The sequence below is a fragment of the Bacteroides sp. D55t1_190419_B8 genome, from assembly GCF_015558905.1.
Lineage (GTDB): Bacteria > Bacteroidota > Bacteroidia > Bacteroidales > Bacteroidaceae > Bacteroides > Bacteroides vicugnae.
This window is the reverse complement of record NZ_JADMOU010000034.1, coordinates 40,694-60,952: the sequence shown is the minus strand read 5'-3', so window position 1 is coordinate 60,952 and position 20,259 is coordinate 40,694. Positions and strand designations below refer to the sequence as shown.

The window sequence follows — 20,259 nt, the reverse complement described above, 5'->3', positions numbered from 1 at the left end:
GATCCGATGGCGGATAAGGATTATAGTTGGAGCGTGTATGTTTATTGTCAGAACAATACAATTAAATATATTGACCCAGATGGAAAGCAAGTAATACCTGTTCCAATGCCTTATGCACCTCTTCCATTCTATTCTCCGATAACGTATCCTCAAAGTTATAATTTGCCTTCGGATCAACAAATAATGAGACATGCGTCAGGAAAGTTTGCAGAAGTTGGACAAATAATAACAGATACTCCTAAGATGTCTTACGCTTTTGGTACTCTTTTATACTATCAAGCGAAGAATGCTATCAGTCCGGAATATGAGCATCAGCGGAATAGAGAAAGGAAAAGTAAAGAAGAACTGGATAGGAATCAGGCGAATGTTGCAAAAAGCATTGATACTAACGTATCGGGGATGATGCCTAATGGTGATCCGGCTCCGAAAAGAAATCCAAAAGATGGAGGAAAGAAAACAATGGTAGGTTTGATTCTTGGGGCTATAGGAACATTATCGAAGGAAACATTAGACGTTACCAACCCTGACCCGTCACAAGATTCTTATGAAGTCCATACGAAAAAAGTAGAAAAAAAGAAATATATGGTCCAACTATATGGGAGGAGTATTTTGATTGGAAAATAAACTTTTAATTTGTAAATATATGAGATATCTTTTAATAGCAATATATGAAAAAACAGCTTTGTTAGGTAGTATAATCCTAATTGCCTATCGTATCTTCTTGCCTTATATATATAAGATTCCTTATCTGTCATCCAGTGTGCAGATAATATTCTTAATTTTTTGGGCGATTACATTAATAGGCGGAATGATGAGTTATTTATTTCCCTATATACGGACTCCTAAACGACCATTGAAAGAAGAAGGAATCATTCGGACATTTTATTTGAAATCAGATAAAATAATAATGCAAGTCTATTGTTATGTTTTTGGAGCGTATGCAATTTTTTATTTAGATCGGGTATCTGTTTTATTTGATTATCTAATGTTACTTTTATTGGGAATATTTCTCGGATATCGGATGGCGGTGAGAGCGAATGCGTATTCATTGGATGAAGCTAGCAAAAAGAAGCAAGCTGTAAAGAAGGAATCTCATACTAGATAAGATGATTGTTTATCCCTGATATGAATAACTAACTAATTATTTATATCAGGGTAATTCTTTTTTATTTCTTATAAACCAACTTACTCGGAACTCCCTCCCCGAACAAGTGATCTCCCAGCGTTGTAATCTTATCCCCCGTAGCCAATACATAGCGAAGATTATCGCATCCCATAAAAGCGCCGAACTCGATAGCCGTTACACTGGCCGGTAATTCCAGCGTGCCGCACAGACGGCCGCAATTACTAAATACACGCTGTCCGATTGATTTCAGGTTATGAGGTAATTTCATATTCAGCAGATACTTCTTCTGCGAGAAAGTGAAGTCGGGGATAGCCGTTGCATTTGTCTTGGAAATATCAACCGATACGAGATTCGGCATATAATCGCGGATAAGTTTGAAGTCAGCGTTATCCAGTTTCCCTTCAACGGTGAGGAAGTTGATGTCTCTGGGTTGCAGTCCGGCTTTCAGGATCTCTTCTTCCAGTTTACCCATTGCACCCACTTGCAGGGTAGTCTCAACCGGTTCACCTTCGATGAAAGCAAAATTCTGCCATCTGTCTTTGTAGCGGTAAGCGTCGCTGCTGCCCAAAGGAACGAAGATGGCGGTAACACTGTCTGCCAATGCTTCCGGCAGCAGGTTGGGAGCTGTCTTTTTCCGGATCTGGCAGATTTTCAGATTCTCACAGCCTTTGAAGGCAGCATCTTCGATATTCTTCGTTTTCTCGGAAAGGATCACTTTTTCTAGTGTGGATTTACCTTTGGTCACTCCGCCTACCACATTCGAGAAAGCATAGGCAGGGATGAAGTTTGGCATATAAATGTAGAATTTTCCATTGGGATAAGTACCGGCTTTTCCGCTGTACATCTTGATTTCCGCGTTCGAAATATCCAATACTTTCAGATTATCGAATTCGTCACGGAGATGCCGGAAGTCCTCTGCATTCAGTTTTCCGGTCAGTGTGAGGTGGGTGACACTGTTGGCTTCCTCTTCAGTCATCATGGAAATCAGCGTACCGGGCTTACTCACATAATACGTCTTACTCACTTGGGCGGCGGCTCCTAATGCATTAGCGGCCAGTAAGAAACTTATCAATAGTAGTTTAATTTTCATAATTTTGTAGATTTGTTCTGACAAATATAGGAAAAATAGAGAATACATGATGTTTTTTTATGTTTTATATCTAATTTTGTAGCCGGATTAACAAATTGTAAAAATGGAGGCAGACAACATAGATGGGAAGAAAGAACCCAAAAGACTTCCTGTGTGGGCATGTATCCCGCTGTTTATTGTGGTACTTTTCATATTTATTGGATTGTATGGGACATTGGTCAGCGGAGGCCTGTCGTTGGTTCTTGGAGTGGAGGCTCGCCATCCGGGAGTAGTAGGGTATATTTTCGTGGAGGCCGGTATGCTTTTGGCCGTTCTTACTGCCGCCGTCATCTTGCTTCGTCTCGAACGTCGTCCGTTTTCTGATTTGGGACTTTCCCTAAAAGGACATGCCAACGGACTGTGGTATGGTCTCTTGGTGGCAATCTTGCTCTATTTGCTGGGTTTCGGAATCTCTGTTGTTTTGGGAGAAATAGAAGTCACCGGTTTCCAGTTTAAGCCGTTGGATTTATTGGGGTCGTGGGTGTTTTTCCTGTTAGTGGCGTTGTTTGAAGAAATTCTGATGCGCGGCTATATCCTCGGACGTCTGCTTCATACCAATATGAATAAATTCCTGGCACTCTTCATCTCGTCGGCATTATTCGCGTTTATGCATATCTTTAATCCGGAAATAGCTTTCCTGCCGATGCTAAATCTATTGCTTGCCGGTATGCTGCTGGGTGCTTCCTATCTATATACCCGTAATCTGTGTTTCCCTATCTCTCTTCATCTTTTCTGGAATTGGATTCAGGGTCCGATTCTGGGTTATCAGGTAAGCGGAAATAATTTCACGACGAGCATGCTGACTTTGCGTATGCCCGAAGAAAACGTACTGAATGGCGGAGCCTTCGGTTTTGAAGGCTCGCTCATTTGCACAGTACTTATGATTGTTTTTACGATTCTGATCGTGTGGTGGGGAGAAAAAAGAGAAGCAATCAGTCTTGCGGTACCCCGATCATACTAAGTTGAATCCGTTTCCGGTCATAATCTACATTCATCACTCTGACCATGACGTGTTGATGGATGGATACCACTTCCGTCGGATCGGAAATGAACCGTTCCGCTAATTGCGAGAGGTGCACCAGTCCGTTCTCCTTAATACCTATATCGACAAACGCCCCGAAATTGGTGATGTTGCCTACGATGCCCGGAAGAATCATTCCTTCGCGCAAATCGGCTATGGTGCGCACGTTCTTGTCGAACTCAAAGACTTTGATAGCCTTACGCGGGTCACGTCCCGGCTTGTCGAGTTCCTGCAGAATGTCCTGTAAGGTGGGCAGGCCGACGGTAGGGGTGATGTAGGCGGAGATGTTAATCTTCCGGCGGAGTTCCTTGTCGGCTATCAGTTCGTCGATGGTACATTTCAGGTCTTTGGCCATTTGCTCTACGATGTGGTAGCTTTCCGGATGCACGGCGGTGTTGTCCAGCGGATTCTTGGCTCCGGGGATGCGGAGGAATCCGGCACACTGTTCGAAAGCCTTGGCGCCCATGCGCGGAACTTTCATCAATTCTTTCCGCGAACCGAAAGCTCCGTTTTCCGCCCGGTAGTTGACGATGTTTTGAGCCAGTTGCGGTCCCAGTCCGGAGATGTAAGTCAATAGATGGCTGCTTGCCGTATTCAGGTTTACGCCGACCAGGTTCACGCAATTCTCTACGGTCTGATCGAGTGCTTTTTTCAGCTTTGTCTGGTCTACATCGTGCTGGTATTGACCTACACCGATGGATTTAGGATCTATCTTCACCAATTCTGCCAACGGGTCCATCAGGCGGCGGCCGATGGAGACTGCTCCACGCACCGTTACGTCATAATCGGGAAACTCGTCGCGGGCAATCTTCGAAGCCGAATAAATGGAAGCTCCCTGTTCACTGACTACAAACACGGGTATCTGACGGTCGAAGCTCTGGCTGTTGATGAAATCTTCTGTCTCACGGCTTGCCGTTCCGTTGCCGATGGAGATGGCTTCTATCTGATAGGCCTCAATCATCTTACGGAGTTTGGAAGCAGCTTCTCCTGTTTTGTTCACCGGAGGATGCGGATAGATATTCTCATTATGTAACAGATTGCCTTGCGCATCGAGGCAGACGACTTTACATCCCGTACGGAATCCGGGGTCGATGGCGAGCACCCGTTTTTGTCCCAATGGAGGGGCGAGAAGAAGTTGGCGGAGGTTCTCGGTGAATACCCGAATCGCTTCCTCATCGGCTTTTTCTTTGGATTGAGCGGCAAATTCTGTTTCGATGGAGGGCTTGAGCAGACGCTTGTAAGCATCGACCGTAGCTTCGCCCACCTGCTGGCTACACTCGTTGTTGCCACGTACGAACTGACGTTCCAAGCGTTCGATACATGCCTCGTCGTCGGGTTGGATAGATACTTTCAGCAGGCCTTCCGACTCTGCCCGGCGGATGGCCAACAGGCGGTGGGACGTGCAGCGTTTCAGTGCTTCGGAGAAATCGAAATAATCCCGGTATTTCGCTGCTTCTTCCTCTTTTCCTTTCACCAATTTGGCACTAATCTCTGCCTGACGGCTGAACTGATTACGTACCGCGTTGCGGGCACGTTCGTCTTCGTTCACCTGCTCTGCAAGGATGTCACGGGCGCCTTTCAGGGCATCTTCCACATCTTTCACGTCTCCTTTCACGAAGGAGGCAGCCTTGGCGCTAAGGTTGTTTTCCCTTTGCAACATCAGGAGGATGGCAAGCGGTTCCAACCCTTTCTGGCGGGCTACTTCGGCACGTGTCTTCCGCTTGGGTTTATAAGGAAGATAAATGTCTTCCAGTTCCGTAGGATTCCAAGTGTCGTTGATACGTTTCTCCAGTTCGGCAGTCAGTTTTCCCTGCTCGTTGATGGTGCCGAGAATCGTTTCTTTCCGTTTGGCTATGTCGCACAACTTATCGTGTTGCTCTTTGATTTGCTCTATCTGCACTTCATCCAGTCCGCCGGTGGCTTCTTTACGGTAACGGCTGATGAAGGGAATCGTAGCACCTTCACCCAAAAGATGGAGTGTACTACTTATTTGTCTTTCCGGTATACCCAAAAAACCGGAAATCATCTTGTGAAATAATTCCATAATTTGTATTTTTTGAGAGTAAATGAGCGACAAAAATACATATTAATCTGCTAAACCCGACAAGTTTTACTATATTTGCAACTTAATTAATGAATTAACACATCAAAACTGCATGATTATGCTGGGACGTCTTGGATATCTTTTTATCTGTTTCCTTTGGCTTCTGCAGTCAACGGAAGTATTGGCTGTCTCTAAAGATAAGAAACCTATTCTGATTATTTGCTCCTATAATCCGGCTGCGCATCAAACCTCGGTCACTATTTCCGATTATATGGATGAATATAGTAAATTGGGGGGACAGCGCGACATTATCATCGAAAACATGAACTGTAAAAGCTTCTCGGAAGCTCCGTTATGGAGCGAAATGATGACGCAGATTCTGGCTAAATATCAGGGGGAAAAGCATCCGGCGCAAATTATCCTGTTGGGACAGGAGGCATGGGCTGCTTATTTGTCGCAGAGGGATGAAATGCAGGTGAAAGTGCCTGTGATGTGCAGTCTGGCCAGTAGCAATGTGGTGATATTGCCGAAAGATACGGTGAAAAACCTTGATCGCTGGATGCCCGAATCTATCGATATATTTGAGGATCATCTGGATATTCCCGAACTGGAATCGGGATTTATCAACCAATATAATATAGAAGGTAATATCCGCATGATTCAAGCTTTCTACCCGAAAACGAAACACATTGCTTTTATCTCGGACAATACTTATGGCGGGGTGACCATGCAAGCGTTGGTGCGAAAAGAAATGAAGAACTTCCCCGATCTGGATTTGATTCTGATGGATGGCCGGACACATTCTATTTATACCATCGTTGAGGAATTGAGACAGCTGCCCGAAAACACAGTTATCTTGGTGGGAACGTGGCGTGTGGACATGAACGAAGGGTATTTCATGCGAAATGCTACGTATGCCATGATGGAAGCTACTCCTACCATCCCGGCTTTTACTCCTTCATCGGTGAGCCTCGGTTATTGGGCGATAGGAGGAGTGCTGCCCGATTATCGGAAAGTGGGAGGAGAAATGGCTCTGGAATCTATACGGATGGATCAGCATCCGGAGGATACGGAAAAGCATCTTTCGGTCATCGGCTGCAAAGCGGTATTGGATAGCCGGAAGGTGAAAGAGTGGGGGCTGCACCCGAATGTGTTGCCTTTTAAAGTGCAGCTTGTCAACCAGTCGGTTTCGTTCTATCAGCAATATACTTATCAGATATGGTCTGCTTGTGCTTTGTTCGTGATTCTGGTACTTGGCTTATGTATCTCTCTCTTCTATTATTTCCGTACGAAACGTTTGAAAGACGAGCTTCTGAAATCGGAGAAGGATTTGCGTGTAGCGAAAGACAGGGCGGAAGAGTCTAATCGTCTGAAGAGTGCTTTCCTTGCTAATATGAGTCATGAGATACGGACACCGTTGAACTCGATTGTCGGCTTCTCGGATGTACTGGCAATGGGTGATAGCACGGAGGATGAACAGCAGTCTTATTATCAGATTATCAAAACCAATTCGGATTTGTTGCTTCGTCTGATTAATGATATTCTCGATCTTTCACGTCTGGAGGCCAACCGGGTGACTTTGACGTGGGAGGAATGTGATGTGGTGCAATTGTGTAGTCAGGTGGTTGCCTCTGTTAGTTTTTCACGGCAGTCGTCGGATAATCAGTTTTTGTTTTCCACCTCTTTTGAAACTTTCCGGATGGTGACGGATGTGCAGCGTATGCAACAGGTAATCATTAATCTGCTGTCCAATGCTGACAAATTTACGAAAGGCGGGAAGATTACATTGGACTTTTCTGTGAATGAGGAAAAGCAAATGGCTATTTTCTCGGTAACGGATACCGGATGCGGCATCCCGAAAGAAAAACAGGGACTTGTGTTCGAGCGTTTTGAAAAATTGAATGAGTATGCCCAGGGAACCGGATTGGGATTGTCTATCTGTAAATTGATTGTGCATAAATGGAGAGGAAGTATATGGATCGACCCTGACTATACCGGTGGGGCACGGTTCGTATTCTCGCATCCGCTAAATATAGAAAAAGAATGAAACGAATAGGATTTATTTATGGCTTGCTTTTCTGTCTCGTACTGTCTGTTGCGGCGCAGGAAAAGGTGGTGAAGCTGAAGATTGTGGAAACAAGTGACGTACATGGTAATTATTATCCGTACAATTTTATAACCCGTCACGAGTGGAAGGGGAGTCTGGCACGAATTTATTCTTTCGTGCAGAAAGAGCGCGAACAGTATAAAGAGAATCTGATATTGCTGGATAATGGTGATGTTTTGCAGGGACAGCCTACTGCCTATTACTATAATTATATAGATACGGTGTCTCCTCATCTTTGTTCGGAAATGATGAATTATATGAAATATGATGCCGGCAATATGGGAAACCATGATGTGGAAACGGGGCGTGCCGTGTTCGACCGTTGGATAGCCACTTGTGACTTCCCTGTGTTGGGTGCCAACATCATTGATACGTCTACGGGAAAGCCCCATCTGGCTCCTTATAAGGTGTTGGAACGTGATGGCGTGAAGATTGTGATATTGGGTATGATTACTCCTGCCATCCCTGCATGGCTTTCTGAAAATCTGTGGAAAGGGTTGCGTTTCGACGATATGGAAGAGACGGCACGCAAATGGATGAAGATTATCCATGAAAAAGAGAATCCCGATGTAGTGATCGGATTGTTTCATGCCGGACAGGAGGCTTTCAAAATGTCGGGTAAATACAATGAGAATGCTTCTCTCAACGTTGCGAAGAATGTCCCGGGATTCGATATTGTATTGATGGGACACGATCATGCCCGCGAATGTAAGAAGGTGATGAACGTGGCCGGAGATTCGGTGTTGATTATCGATCCGGCCAGCAATGGAATTGTATTGTCTAATATCGATGTGACCTTGAAATTGAAAGATGGAAAGGTGCAGAGCAAGGATATCAAGGGGGAGTTGACGGAGACGGAAACTTACGGAATCAGCGAGGATTTCATGAAGTATTTTGCTCCGCAATATGAGGCGGTGCAGAAGTTTGTATCCAAGAAGATCGGAACTTTTACCGAGAGTATCTCTACTCGTCCTGCTTTCTTCGGTCCTTCCGCTTTTATCGACTTGATACATACCTTACAGCTCGACATTACCGGAGCTGACATCTCTTTTGCCGCTCCGCTTTCGTTTGATGCGGAGATAAAGAAGGGGGATGTGTTTGTCAGTGATATGTTCAACTTATATAAGTACGAGAATATGTTGTACGTGATGACGTTGTCCGGGAAGGAGATTAAGGATTTTCTGGAGATGTCTTATTATATGTGGACGAACCGGATGAAGTCACCGGAAGATCATCTGCTCTGGTTCAAGGAGAAACCTCGGGAAGGTGCGGAAGACAGGGCTTCTTTCCGGAACTTCAGTTTTAATTTCGACTCGGCTTCCGGCATTATTTATACGGTGGACGTGACTAAACCGCAGGGAGAAAAGATTACGATTACGAGTATGGCCGACGGTTCTCCTTTCCGTATGGATAAGATATATAAAGTGGCCTTAAATTCTTATCGTGGTAATGGCGGTGGAGAACTGTTGACGAAAGGATCGGGTATTCCGCAGGAGAAATTGAAAGACCGTATTATTTTCTCTACGGATAAAGACCTTCGTTTCTATTTGATGAATTATATCGAAAAGAAAGGTAAGATGGACCCCAAAGCCCTGAATCAGTGGAAGTTTGTTCCGGAGAAATGGACAGTGCCGGCTGCCAGACGTGATTATGAATATCTATTCCGGTCTGTTCAATAAGTAGTCAAAAGTGTTCATTATGTCCGATAATACTCCTGAATGGCTTGTGTATCTGATTAAATGCTGGTATATTTGTCGCAAAAAAGAGAGAGTATGGATATTCAGAGTGTTCCTAAAATAGGTATTTCTTCGGTAGTTCATTCCAAACATATAGATGCCGACCATATTGATGTTATGGATAATGATATAGCACTTTTCGATACGGAGAGCGTTATATCATTGTATAATGGACCTACCAAACTGGAAGTGCTGACTGTAGGGCTTTGCCTGGAAGGTACTGGTGCATTTAATATTAGTTTGCGTGAATTTGAGTTGTCTCCCGGATTGATGGTGATAGCGTTGCCCAGCCAGATTATTGAACAGCGGTGCTTTAGTCCCGATTTTAAGGGAATATTTTTTGCTGTGTCAAAGAATATGTTGGAGGTGTTGCCTAAAATAGGGAATGTGCTTTCCTTATTTCTCTATCTGAAAGACTATCCGTGTCTCGCCCTTCACTCGCACGAGCAGGAGGTTGTGAAGGAATATCATATGTTTATCAGGAAGAGATTGAGAAATAAGGAGGGGGTGTACCGTAAAGAGGTTGTGATGGGATTGATGCAGGGGTTCTTTTTCGAACTGTATAATATTCTTAATAACCATGTACCTGCCAATACTGTCACAGTGAAGAATAAAAGTCGGAAAGAATATATTTTTGAACGTTTCTATGAGTTTTTAGTAGAGTCCTACCAGTCTGAACGCAGTGTGAAATTCTATGCCGATCAGTTATGTCTGACACCGAAGCATCTTTCGGGAGTAGTGAAAGAGGTCAGTGGGAAAACAGTGGGAGAGTGGATTGACGAATTGGTGATTCTGGAGGCGAAAGCACTTCTGAATTCTTCAAGTATGAATATACAAGAGATTGCCGACCGGCTGAATTTTGCAAACCAGTCTTTCTTTGGAAAATACTTCAAACATTACACCGGTATGTCTCCTAAGGAATACCGGAAAAGCCGCTAAATTTATAAAACACCGGAACGTACACGGCTTAATGTCTCCGGTGTCATTAGAAGATAGGAGGCGATGTACGCCAAAGGTGCACGTTTGATGATTTCCGGATGTGTTTCGAGCAGGAGGTTATAGCGTTCGCGGGCGGATTCAAAACGCCAGGAGTCTGCTTTAATCTGCGATACGATTAGGGAGTATTCCAGTATCTTCTGGTAGAACATATTGATCTCCCAATTTTCTCTTGCCAACTTTTGTATCATATCACGGGGGAATAGGTAAATGATGGAAGGTTCCAGAGTTTCCACTATCAGCCGCGTAGGTTCTTGTTTCAAGAAACTTTCGATACACATCACGATGCAGCCTTCGTATGAGAAATGTTCGGTTATGTCTTTTCCATTTTTGTAATAATACTGCCTAAGCATACCTTTGCCAACAAAAACGAGTTCGTGAGCTACTTCTCCTTCATTCAGCGCTATTGCTCCTTTGGGAAATTCTTCACGGATCAATATGTTTTCTATCTGCCGTCTTCCTTCTATGCTCATTTCCGGAAAGCGGGAATTAACAACAGCATTTACGGTATCTCTTAATAGTGTATCCATGTCTTTTTGTCTTGGTGTGTGCAAAAATACTAAAAACGGTTGACATAAATCATGTGTGGTACAAAAAAGATGTATATTTGTCCGCAAAATCAAAATGTAGTTGATAATGAATAAGATAATAAAGTTGGCAGTGTTGCTGTTCTGTTTTAGTGGTTGTGTAAGGGATAATGATGCTATTTATTATCCGGTTGGCAACGTGGATGTGGAAAGAGGCGGTCCGGCTTTGGAGGCTGGAAAGGGTGATTTGATAGCCCGTAGTTATAATACCGAAGATTATGTACTGGACACGCTCGCGCAATATCCGGGTGATCCGACGCTCGGTAAATTGACATTTATGGTTAGTCTGAGAAACCGGTTGACTGATCAGGAGGTGAGTGGTTTTAATGGTGTCGGTCAATCCAAACTAACGATGAGTCTTGGATATAAAGACGGCAACTATCCGGCAGAAAGCCAGGTCCCTGTTTATACTTCGCCCGACGTGACTGCCAGTTATGCCATCAAACTCCGTTTAAAAGGAGAATTGACCTTAACAGGAGATGAATGGATGATTGATTATATTTATGCTCAATTAGCCGGCTTATTCCAGCCTTATCCTCCTACGTCTTTCCCGGAAGTGTTTATGTGTAAAGGGGGTGAACAATCGTATGCTACGTTCGATTCTTTCCGCAGAACTTGGACGTTCGATATAACTTATGATCGTTCCAACCTTTCTTTCAGCCAACTGTATTTCAATCTGTTTGTGAATCTGGCAGGTCAGAAAAGGGAGGACAGAGTCCGGTTGAGGATTGATAAGGAATCTTACTTCGAGATCTATAAAGAAAAAGAGAGTCCATTAATGGGATAGCGCGATAATAATGCAAGATGAAAATTTACGCAAAATTTGCACCATTTTCTTTAATAATACCCATTTATAACGCCTAAAAACGATACTTTGATATAGATATAAGGCAATAAAAAAGCCTCTTACTTGTTTGTAAGAGGCTGATAATCAAGTGGTAGTGGGTACGAGAATCGAACTCGTATTACATGCGTGAGAGGCATGTGTCCTAACCGTTAGACGAACCCACCGGAATTTGATAGATTTAAAAAGAGCCAAGTCTACAAAACTTAGCTCTTTTTTATTTTGAGATTTTGCGGAAGCTGGGGGATTCGAACCCCCGGTACCCTTACGAGTACGTCAGTTTAGCAAACTGGTGGTTTCAGCCACTCACCCAAACTTCCTTGAACCCGCATTCTCTCTCAAATGCGGTGCAAATATAGGGGGAACTTTTGGACTACGCAAATCTTTTAGCAAGATTTTTTTTACCTGTTTTTTGTAAAATGAGATAACCTGCTATGTTTCAAATGTTAAACGGAGGAATTTTTTTTTCGAAAGCTTTTAAATTTTATCGATGAGCGGACGACTTGAAACATATTGACGCTATCCGTTCATTATAGTGACGGTATCTTCATGGGATAGGGTAATCATCGGGATTGGATAGTGACGGTATATTTAACCTTGGAAAAGGGCATAAAAAAAGGCTATCTATCCCAGACAGCCAATCTTTTGTTAACCTTAAATCTAATACTATGAAAAACACAGTACAAATATACGGACTTCTGGTGAATTTGCAAATAAAACAAGAAAAAAGAGATGTTTTATAACATTGATTAAATATTTGATTCTTCAATTCTATTTTTATTAAGATTTTCAGCGTTTTGAACACTATATTCCCAATATTTATCACATAATTTCAGATAACTGGTCTCTGCACTTTTGCCTCCTAAAGAAATGGCATACATCTTTGTCTGTTTTGCTTTTGCATGTTCTATGGACCGGGATAGCAGTTTATCGACGGGACGCATCTCAAAATCCGATACGGTGATGATGTCTGCTTCCATATATCCTTCTTCGCTGATTTTTCGCAGAGCATGCGTGATGACCGGTTCCATATCTGTTCCACCATGAAAAGATTGGCTTAGGAAATCGACAAGGCGGTCGAAGCTACTTCCTAAATCGGTTATTTCAATACACTCGATATCATCGGAGAAAAGGATGACGTAACATTTCCGATGTTGTACTTCTGTCAATTCGGCAATGGCAAGTAGAGTAGATTTCGCGATTCTTTCCCGTTCTCCTGCCATAGAACCGGAAGTGTCCAGACAAACGATGAAAGGGCCTTCAGCTTCTTCGGAAACTTCATTTCCTGCTGTTTTCTTATCATTGATGGTTTGCTTCTCGTGCGATTGATAATCGATGACTTGTAGTCTCTTCTCTATGAAACGCTCGAAAAATACGGGTTGCAGGCTCTTTTCCGCCAGATAACAATATTCCAGAGGGAGAAGACTATTCAAATCATTACCTTCACAAATGCCTGCAATATCGCTTCGGGTGGCGTGAGATATAATTTGTTCCCGATGAATACCTGCGGTCATTTTGAAACGTTTCCGGCTACTTTGGTGTTTCTTGCCTAAGATTTCTACCAGTTCGCGGATAACGGGATTCCGCTTGATCGTTTCTTCGTATTCTAAAATCTGTTCCGCTATCTGTTTATGATTGCGAAGCAGCCAGACGAGGCGTGAGCCACCGCGTACCGGAAGATTTTTGGCTAATGACAGTTGAATGCGGTAGAAATCCTCACAGAGTTGCTCGATATGTTCCATCTGATAGTTGAACTCATTGTTCGAGAGCAGCGTATGCCACTTGTCGAAAAAGAGAGTCCGCAACGCTTTCCATTCTTTGGAACGCGGGCTGATTACATCAAAACGTTGGAGATAGTATTTTACGTTGAGGTCTACCAGGTGATATTTCATGGAGAAGGGGTATGCGCTGTTTTTCAGGAATTGAAGAAACTTTGCGTCCGATGCTTCATTCATTTCATGAAAGTATTCCCATTGCGATGCATAGCGGGAGTAGAAATCTTGCAGGGAGGGTTGTGTGTGACGAAAATATAGGTGAATGTCCGCATCCAGTTCTTCGGGACGGATAATCTGATTGTGCAGTTGTTCGTTGTATACATCATAGGCTATTCCCTGCAATTTTTCGTAATAAATGTCTTGCAGGTGTTTGAGCCTAATACTCTCTGTTCTCTTGTTCATGGGCATGAGCGATGATGCGAAGTTCATTCCGGTAGTTCTCTATGATATGTGCAGTCTCTCCCAAGATTCGCTTAATCTTGCTTTTTTGCGATGAACTTAAGAAAAGATGTTCCTTGGTGTATGCTGTTTCCCGCTCGGAGATTGTTTTATATTCTACTTCCATTTGCTGAAGTAAATCTATTACTTCCTGCAATGTAAATTCGAACGGAGTGCTGTCGTCCTGCTGTGCTGGCAAAGGTTCGCAATTGTCATAACATAGTAGTGGATACTCCTGATTGTTGATGAAAACGGATCGTTTTCCTTTTCGGAGGGAATAAATATTCTTTTGTGCGATATTTCTGTTCTTTACAAAATCGTAGGCTTTCAGGATTTTGTTGACCGGACGGAATTTATCCTGCTGGATATAAAACAGCCGGTTACTGTCTTTCTTCAAAGACTGGTAATCTGAAGCAAAGATGAGTAAATTTCCGGCAATGTGGTAACCTTCTATGCGATGATAGAAGGTATCTACGACCTGGATTCCCGGATCGCTAAGTTCCCGTAAGCTGTGTTCGGACTTCATGTTTTCTTTCAACGTATCCAGTTTCTGTTCCAGCCGTTTTTCTCCCAATAAATAGGTGTTGATTCCCCGTGCAATCGACTGTTCCACTATGTTTTCGATGATGGGGAGCTGCGAAACTTCATCCCACAGGCAGGCACTCATCAGCAAGCAGTCGGAGAAGTGAATCCCCGGCGATTCGTTCAGATAGGCCGAGGTGCGGAGCAGACCTACTATTTTTTTCCAACGGCGGTCGGATATATAGATGGGAGGGGTGTTTTCATCCCGTCCCGTATTGTACTGTTCGATTTCTCGTTTGATATTGTGAATCAGCTCGAAGATGGTATAGTGAATACCTACTTTCTCACTTTCAGCTTGTATTTGATTGTATAATTCATCGTCTACCTGGAGTTTTGCGGGGATTTCAGGTTCTACCTCCCGTGTAGAAGAGATCATCTGGTCGAAAGCATATTCCTGTTCAATGCATCCCACAAACTGGCGGATCAGGAAACGGTCGTATAAGGCTTCCAGTCCTTCACCCTTTGCGGGTAGTTCGTTGGATGCGGCAATCAGCGCTTTCAGAGGAACACGCACCGTAAATTGTCCGTTGCGATATATCTTTTCATTGATTACCGTCAAAAGAGAATTTTGGATGGCAGGACCGGCTTTCCATATTTCATCCAGAAAGACAATTGATGCTGTCGGCAAGTATCCTTGTGTAATACGTTCGTATGTATCTTCATCTTTCAACTTTGAGATGGACACGGGACCGAATATTTCATCCGGTGTACTGAAACGGGACATCAGATATTCAAAAGCATCCGCATCTTTAAATGCCAGTTTGAGCCTGCGCGCCACTAAGCTCTTGGCTACTCCCGGAGGGCCCAATAGAAAGATACTTTCACCTGCCATGGCAGATAATAGGGAGAGTGCGATGGTATGTTCTTTTTCGAATACTCCCTCATTGAGGGATTTCAGTAGTTGGGTGATATGGGATTTGATTGACTTCATGCGACAGATGATTTCATGTGTTGTTAGCAGGAGGCAAAGATACAAGAATTCTTTGAAATAGACTTCATTGGGGGGGATTTACCCACAGATTTAGGCAATTTCCTCCCGATAAGTAGGAGTTTTCAGTTTCATAAGGAAAATTCATTCTCTACTTTTGTTCTATCGAAAGATTAATGATAGATAATAATTAGAGAACCGTTAAAAATAAAGGAATATGAAAACGAACACATTTAAATACTTCGGTTTGGCTTTGATGGCCGTATTGATGGTAAGTTTTACCTCTTGCGAAGTGGAAATAGATAGTTTCTATGATGATGATCATAATGGTGCAGGGTACTATAATCGTTCGGCTGATTTATGTAGTCGTACTTGGGTTAGTTTCTACCGGGACATGGACGGTAACTATTGCCGTCAGGAACTGGACTTCTTTTTAGATCGTACGGGAATTGACTATATACGGGTGGAATATCCTAACGGAGCAGTAGAGCAATATGAATATAATTTCCGTTGGAGCTGGGAGAATTATGCGCAGACTTCCATTCGTATGTCATACGGACCGAATGATGTTTCATACCTGGATGATGTGTACATCGGTGGAAACAGGTTAAGCGGTTATCTGGACGGACGAAATAACTTTGTAGAGTTTCAGGGGAAATGATGAAAGATAAAGAGGAAAGAAACAGAGGGAAAAGATCGTTTGAAGGATAACAAGATGCAGGTGAAAAGAGAAGGATAAGGAAGTTAAGATAGAAATAGGATAGTTATTAGGAACAAAATAATAGGTAACGAAGTAAAAGGGGAATCAATAAGATTTCAGGATATATGAATCAGGGTATCAATAGGGCGTGAAATGAAAGCTTAAAAGTTTTGAACCGGACTAAATAGTTTTTATCTTTGCGCCCTATTAGTTTTTATATACATGGAGTGGTTATATAGTCTATTTATCGAACATTCTGCCTTACAGGCTGTTGTGGTACTTTCACTGATTTCTGCCATTGGTCTGGGCTTGGGAAGAGTGCATTTCTGGGGAGTTTCCCTGGGAGTCACTTTTGTTTTTTTTGCAGGTATCCTTGCCGGACATCTCGGGCTTTCGGTCGATCCGCAGATGTTGAACTACGCAGAAAGTTTCGGACTGGTCATTTTCGTTTATTCTCTCGGTTTGCAAGTCGGTCCCGGTTTCTTCAGCTCTTTCCGTAAAGGAGGGGTGACATTGAATATGTTGGCAATGGGAGTTGTTCTGTTGGGAACCTTGTTGACGGTGGTAGCCAGTTATGCAACAGGCGTCTCTCTTCCTGATATGGTCGGTATCCTCTGTGGAGCAACCACGAATACTCCGGCGTTGGGAGCTGCACAACAGACGCTGAAACAGATGGGAATGGACAGCAGTACTCCTGCTTTAGGATGTGCGGTAGCCTATCCGATGGGGGTCGTTGGGGTAATCCTTGCCGTTTTATTAATTCGCAAAGTGTTGGTTCGCAAAGAAGACTTGGAGATAAAAGAGAAAGACGATGCGAACAAAACCTACATTGCAGCGTTTCAAGTACACAATCCTGCTATTTTCAATAAAAGTATCAAGGATATAGCTCGCATGAGCTACCCGAAGTTTGTCATCTCCCGCTTATGGCGTGACGGACATGTCAGTATTCCGACTTCTGACAAGATATTGAAGGAAGGTGACCGTTTGCTGGTGGTAACTGCGGAGAAAGATGCTTTGGCCTTGACCGTGCTTTTTGGTGAACAGGAAAATACGGATTGGAATAAAGAGGACATTGACTGGAATGCGATTGATAGTGAATTGATTTCGCAGCGTATTGTCGTTACCCGTCCCGAACTGAATGGTAAGAAACTCGGGTCACTCCGGTTGAGAAACCATTATGGGATTAACATCAGCCGCGTGTATCGGTCGGGTGTGCAGTTGCTTGCTACTCCGGGATTGGTACTTCAATTAGGAGACCGCCTGACGGTAGTGGGAGAGGCTGCTGCTATTCAGAATGTGGAGAAGGTATTGGGAAATGCTGTAAAAAGTTTGAAAGAACCCAATCTGGTTGTTGTGTTTATCGGCATCGTACTTGGCTTGGCATTGGGAGCTATTCCTTTCTCCTTTCCGGGTGTCAGTACTCCTGTGAAGCTGGGATTGGCGGGTGGACCGATTATCGTTGGTATCCTTCTGGGAACTTTTGGACCGCGGATACACATGATTACCTATACCACCCGTAGTGCGAATCTGATGCTGCGTGCCTTGGGGCTTTCCATGTATCTTGCTTGTCTGGGACTGGATGCCGGAGCTCATTTTTTTGACACCGTATTCCGTCCGGAAGGTTTGTTATGGATCGCTTTGGGGGCCGGATTGACTATTGTTCCAACCGTGTTGGTCGGGTTTGTAGCTTTCAAGATGATGAAGATTGATTTCGGTACTGTATCCGGTATGTTGTGCGGAAGTATGGCAAATCCGATGGCACTGAACTATGTGAACGATACCATTCCCAGCGACAATCCATCCGTAGCCTATGCGACTGTTTATCCGCTGTGTATGTTCCTGCGGGTAATTATCGCTCAAGTGTTGTTGATGTTCTTGTTAAATTGAGAATTGAGAATTGAAAATTGAGAAATGATGGATTTGTAAATAAAAAGAAGTCATTTCTTAATCAGGAATCGTTTAAAATAGATAAATTTGTAACTAGAAAAGGAGAGGAGTTAATAAATTCCTTTTTTGAGTTACTAAATGGTAAGTTGTCAATGAATAATAAGTTGCCAATTAATAAATTGTAAATAGTAAAATAGTAAATAGAATGACTGCTCAAAGTAACATAACTCCTGAAAGCATTGTGAGTGATCTCCGTTACCTGCAACTGCTTTCCCGAAGTTTTCCTACCATTGCCGATGCCAGTACGGAAATAATCAACTTGGAGGCTATCTTAAATCTACCTAAAGGGACGGAACATTTCCTGACTGATATTCATGGAGAATATGAAGCTTTTCAGCATGTATTGAAAAATGCTTCCGGTGCGGTAAAACGTAAAGTAAATGAAATATTCGGCAATACTCTCCGTGAAGCTGAAAAGAAAGAAATCTGCACGTTGATTTACTATCCCGAAGAGAAACTCCAATTGGTGAAGGCCCGTGAAAAGGATCTGGACGATTGGTATCTGATTACGCTGAACCAACTGGTGAAGGTCTGTCAGAACGTGTCTTCCAAATATACCCGTTCGAAGGTTCGTAAATCACTGCCTGCCGAATTCTCTTATATCATTCAGGAGTTATTGCACGAATCGTCTATCGAACCGAACAAGCATGCTTATATTAATGTAATTATCAGCACGATTATCACTACGAAGCGTGCCGACGATTTCATTATCGCTATGTGTAATTTGATTCAGCGCTTGACTATTGATTCTCTTCATATCGTAGGAGATATTTACGACCGTGGTCCCGGTGCGCATATCATTATGGATACATTGTGCAATTACCACAACTTCGATATCCAATGGGGAAATCATGATATTCTTTGGATGGGAGCAGCTTCCGGTAATGATAGTTGTATCGCTAATGTGATACGTATGTCCATGCGCTACGGTAATCTGGGTACGCTTGAAGACGGGTACGGAATCAATTTGCTTCCATTGGCTACTTTTGCAATGGATACGTATGCCGATGATCCTTGCACGATCTTCATGCCGAAAATGAACTTTGCCGATGCTCATTATAATGAGAAGACTTTGCGTCTGATTACTCAAATGCATAAAGCCATTACCATTATCCAGTTTAAACTGGAAGCTGAAATCATCGACCGCCGTCCGGAATTCGGAATGGCTAATCGTAAACTTCTGGAGAAGATTGATTTTGAACGTGGTGTCTTTGTGTACGAAGGAAAAGAATATGCTTTGCGCGATACCAACTTCCCGACTGTAGACCCGGCAAATCCTTACCGGTTGACTGAAGAAGAACGCGAATTGGTAGAAAAGATTCATTATTCATTTATGAATAGCGAGAAATTGAAGAAGCATATGCGTTGTCTGTTTACCTATGGCGGCATGTATCTGGTTTCAAACTCGAATCTTCTTTATCATGCTTCTGTTCCTCTGAATGAGGATGGCAGTTTTAAGCATGTCAAAATACGTGGAAAGGAATACTGGGGACATAAATTGCTGGATAAAGCCGACCAACTGATCCGTACCGCTTACTTCGATGAAGAAGGAGAGGAGGATAAGGAATTTGCTATGGATTATATCTGGTATATGTGGTGTGGTCCGGAGGCTCCCTTGTTTGATAAGGATAAGATGGCGACTTTTGAGCGTTATTTCCTAGAAGATAAAGAGTTACATAAAGAAAAGAAGGGCTATTATTACACATTGCGTAACCGGGAAGATATTTGTGACCAGATTTTGACAGAGTTTGGAGTTTTAGGGCCTCATTCGCATATTATCAACGGTCATGTGCCTGTGAAAACGATTCAGGGAGAACAACCCATGAAAGCCAATGGCAAGCTTTTCGTTATTGATGGTGGCTTTTCGAAAGCTTATCAACCGGAAACGGGAATTGCGGGATATACACTTGTTTATCATTCTCATGGTATGCAGCTCGTACAGCATGAACCGTTCCAGTCCCGTCAGAAAGCCATTGAAGAGGGGCTTGATATCAAATCGACCAACTTTGTTCTCGAATTTAATTCGCAACGAATGATGGTGAAAGATACCGATAAGGGAAAAGAACTGGTGACTCAAATACAGGATTTGAAGAAATTGCTTGTTGCTTATCGTACTGGTCTGATAAAGGAGAAGGTTTGAAATGAATGTTATTCCTTTGCAATATGAAATTCAATAACTTTTAGTGCATTGAGTGATTCGTTCCACCTAGGTGGGACTAAACGGTGACCCGGATGGGACGAAAGGAAAACCATGGTGGAACGAAACAAACATCCAGGTGGAACGAATTATCATTAGTAA

General features: G+C 43.1%; 14 protein-coding genes, 2 tRNA genes and 1 pseudogene. 10 read left to right on the top strand and 7 right to left on the bottom strand.

The genetic code is table 11. The features are described from left to right. Window positions 1–624 (top strand): annotated as a pseudogene (locus I2I13_RS21125) (RHS repeat-associated core domain-containing protein); the annotation flags it as partial. A 19-nt stretch (window positions 625–643) separates the two neighbouring features. Beyond that, window positions 644–1,105 (top strand): hypothetical protein, encoded by a 462-nt coding sequence (locus I2I13_RS21120; RefSeq protein ID WP_195650432.1) that lies wholly within the window; start codon window positions 644–646, stop codon window positions 1,103–1,105. A 61-nt stretch (window positions 1,106–1,166) separates the two neighbouring features. Here the strand turns inward: I2I13_RS21120 and I2I13_RS21115 are convergent, their stop codons facing one another. Continuing rightward, entirely contained in the window at window positions 1,167–2,216 is a 1,050-nt protein-coding gene (locus tag I2I13_RS21115) for a leucine-rich repeat domain-containing protein (protein WP_195650431.1), read from the bottom strand. A 103-nt stretch (window positions 2,217–2,319) separates the two neighbouring features. Here I2I13_RS21115 and I2I13_RS21110 point away from each other — a divergent pair, with 103 nt between their 5' ends. After that, window positions 2,320–3,216, top strand: coding sequence for a CPBP family intramembrane glutamic endopeptidase (locus I2I13_RS21110; RefSeq protein WP_195650430.1), 897 nt, complete (start codon window positions 2,320–2,322; stop codon window positions 3,214–3,216). Here the strand turns inward: I2I13_RS21110 and I2I13_RS21105 are convergent. After that, the gene (locus tag I2I13_RS21105; RefSeq protein WP_148367346.1) at window positions 3,188–5,320 is read right to left on the bottom strand and encodes a Tex family protein; all 2,133 of its coding nucleotides are present in this window, start codon (window positions 5,318–5,320) and stop codon (window positions 3,188–3,190) included. The genes I2I13_RS21110 and I2I13_RS21105 overlap by 29 nt on opposite strands. A 118-nt stretch (window positions 5,321–5,438) precedes the next feature. On the opposite strand from I2I13_RS21105, the gene I2I13_RS21100 reads away from it, so the two are divergent. The 3 genes from I2I13_RS21100 (at window position 5,439) to I2I13_RS21090 (ending at window position 10,102) form a co-directional block, all read left to right on the top strand. Then, on the top strand, window positions 5,439–7,367 hold the full coding sequence (locus I2I13_RS21100; protein ID WP_074559723.1) for a HAMP domain-containing sensor histidine kinase: 1,929 nt from the start codon (window positions 5,439–5,441) through the stop codon (window positions 7,365–7,367). Further along, window positions 7,364–9,106: a bifunctional UDP-sugar hydrolase/5'-nucleotidase gene (locus I2I13_RS21095; protein WP_195650429.1), complete on the top strand. Its 1,743-nt coding sequence runs from the start codon at window positions 7,364–7,366 to the stop codon at window positions 9,104–9,106. Before I2I13_RS21100 ends, I2I13_RS21095 begins: the two co-directional genes overlap by 4 nt. 93 nt (window positions 9,107–9,199) lie before the next feature. Next, window positions 9,200–10,102: a helix-turn-helix domain-containing protein gene (locus tag I2I13_RS21090; protein ID WP_074559709.1), complete on the top strand. Its 903-nt coding sequence runs from the start codon at window positions 9,200–9,202 to the stop codon at window positions 10,100–10,102. Window positions 10,103–10,104: 2 nt separating this feature from the next. On the opposite strand, the gene I2I13_RS21085 is transcribed toward I2I13_RS21090, so the two are convergent. Continuing rightward, entirely contained in the window at window positions 10,105–10,689 is a 585-nt protein-coding gene (locus tag I2I13_RS21085) for a Crp/Fnr family transcriptional regulator (protein WP_074559707.1), read from the bottom strand. A gap of 106 nt (window positions 10,690–10,795) precedes the next feature. On the opposite strand from I2I13_RS21085, the gene I2I13_RS21080 reads away from it, so the two are divergent. Next, window positions 10,796–11,533 (top strand): DUF3845 domain-containing protein, encoded by a 738-nt coding sequence (locus I2I13_RS21080; RefSeq protein WP_148367340.1) that lies wholly within the window; start codon window positions 10,796–10,798, stop codon window positions 11,531–11,533. Window positions 11,534–11,682: 149 nt separating this feature from the next. Here I2I13_RS21080 and I2I13_RS21075 read toward each other — a convergent pair. The 4 genes from I2I13_RS21075 to I2I13_RS21060 all read right to left on the bottom strand — a co-directional run bounded on the left by I2I13_RS21075 (window position 11,683) and on the right by I2I13_RS21060 (window position 15,316). Beyond that, window positions 11,683–11,757 (bottom strand) — tRNA-Glu (locus I2I13_RS21075). A 66-nt stretch (window positions 11,758–11,823) separates the two neighbouring features. Continuing rightward, window positions 11,824–11,910, bottom strand: a tRNA-Ser gene (locus I2I13_RS21070). A gap of 429 nt (window positions 11,911–12,339) precedes the next feature. Further along, window positions 12,340–13,767: a VWA domain-containing protein gene (locus I2I13_RS21065; protein WP_195650428.1), complete on the bottom strand. Its 1,428-nt coding sequence runs from the start codon at window positions 13,765–13,767 to the stop codon at window positions 12,340–12,342. Further along, window positions 13,742–15,316 (bottom strand): AAA family ATPase, encoded by a 1,575-nt coding sequence (locus I2I13_RS21060; RefSeq protein WP_195650427.1) that lies wholly within the window; start codon window positions 15,314–15,316, stop codon window positions 13,742–13,744. The genes I2I13_RS21065 and I2I13_RS21060 overlap by 26 nt, the downstream gene beginning before the upstream one ends. 214 nt (window positions 15,317–15,530) lie before the next feature. Here I2I13_RS21060 and I2I13_RS21055 point away from each other — a divergent pair, with 214 nt between their 5' ends. The 3 genes from I2I13_RS21055 to I2I13_RS21045 all read left to right on the top strand — a co-directional run bounded on the left by I2I13_RS21055 (window position 15,531) and on the right by I2I13_RS21045 (window position 20,100). Next, window positions 15,531–15,974 carry a hypothetical protein gene (locus I2I13_RS21055; protein ID WP_195650426.1) on the top strand — a complete coding sequence of 148 codons (444 nt, stop codon included), beginning with the start codon at window positions 15,531–15,533 and terminating at the stop codon, window positions 15,972–15,974. 261 nt (window positions 15,975–16,235) lie between these two features. After that, window positions 16,236–17,900: a putative transporter gene (locus I2I13_RS21050; protein ID WP_195650425.1), complete on the top strand. Its 1,665-nt coding sequence runs from the start codon at window positions 16,236–16,238 to the stop codon at window positions 17,898–17,900. A 205-nt stretch (window positions 17,901–18,105) separates the two neighbouring features. Next, window positions 18,106–20,100, top strand: a complete 1,995-nt coding sequence (locus tag I2I13_RS21045) for a fructose-1,6-bisphosphatase (RefSeq protein ID WP_148367332.1) — start codon at window positions 18,106–18,108, stop codon at window positions 20,098–20,100. Window positions 20,101–20,259 lie beyond the last annotated feature (159 nt).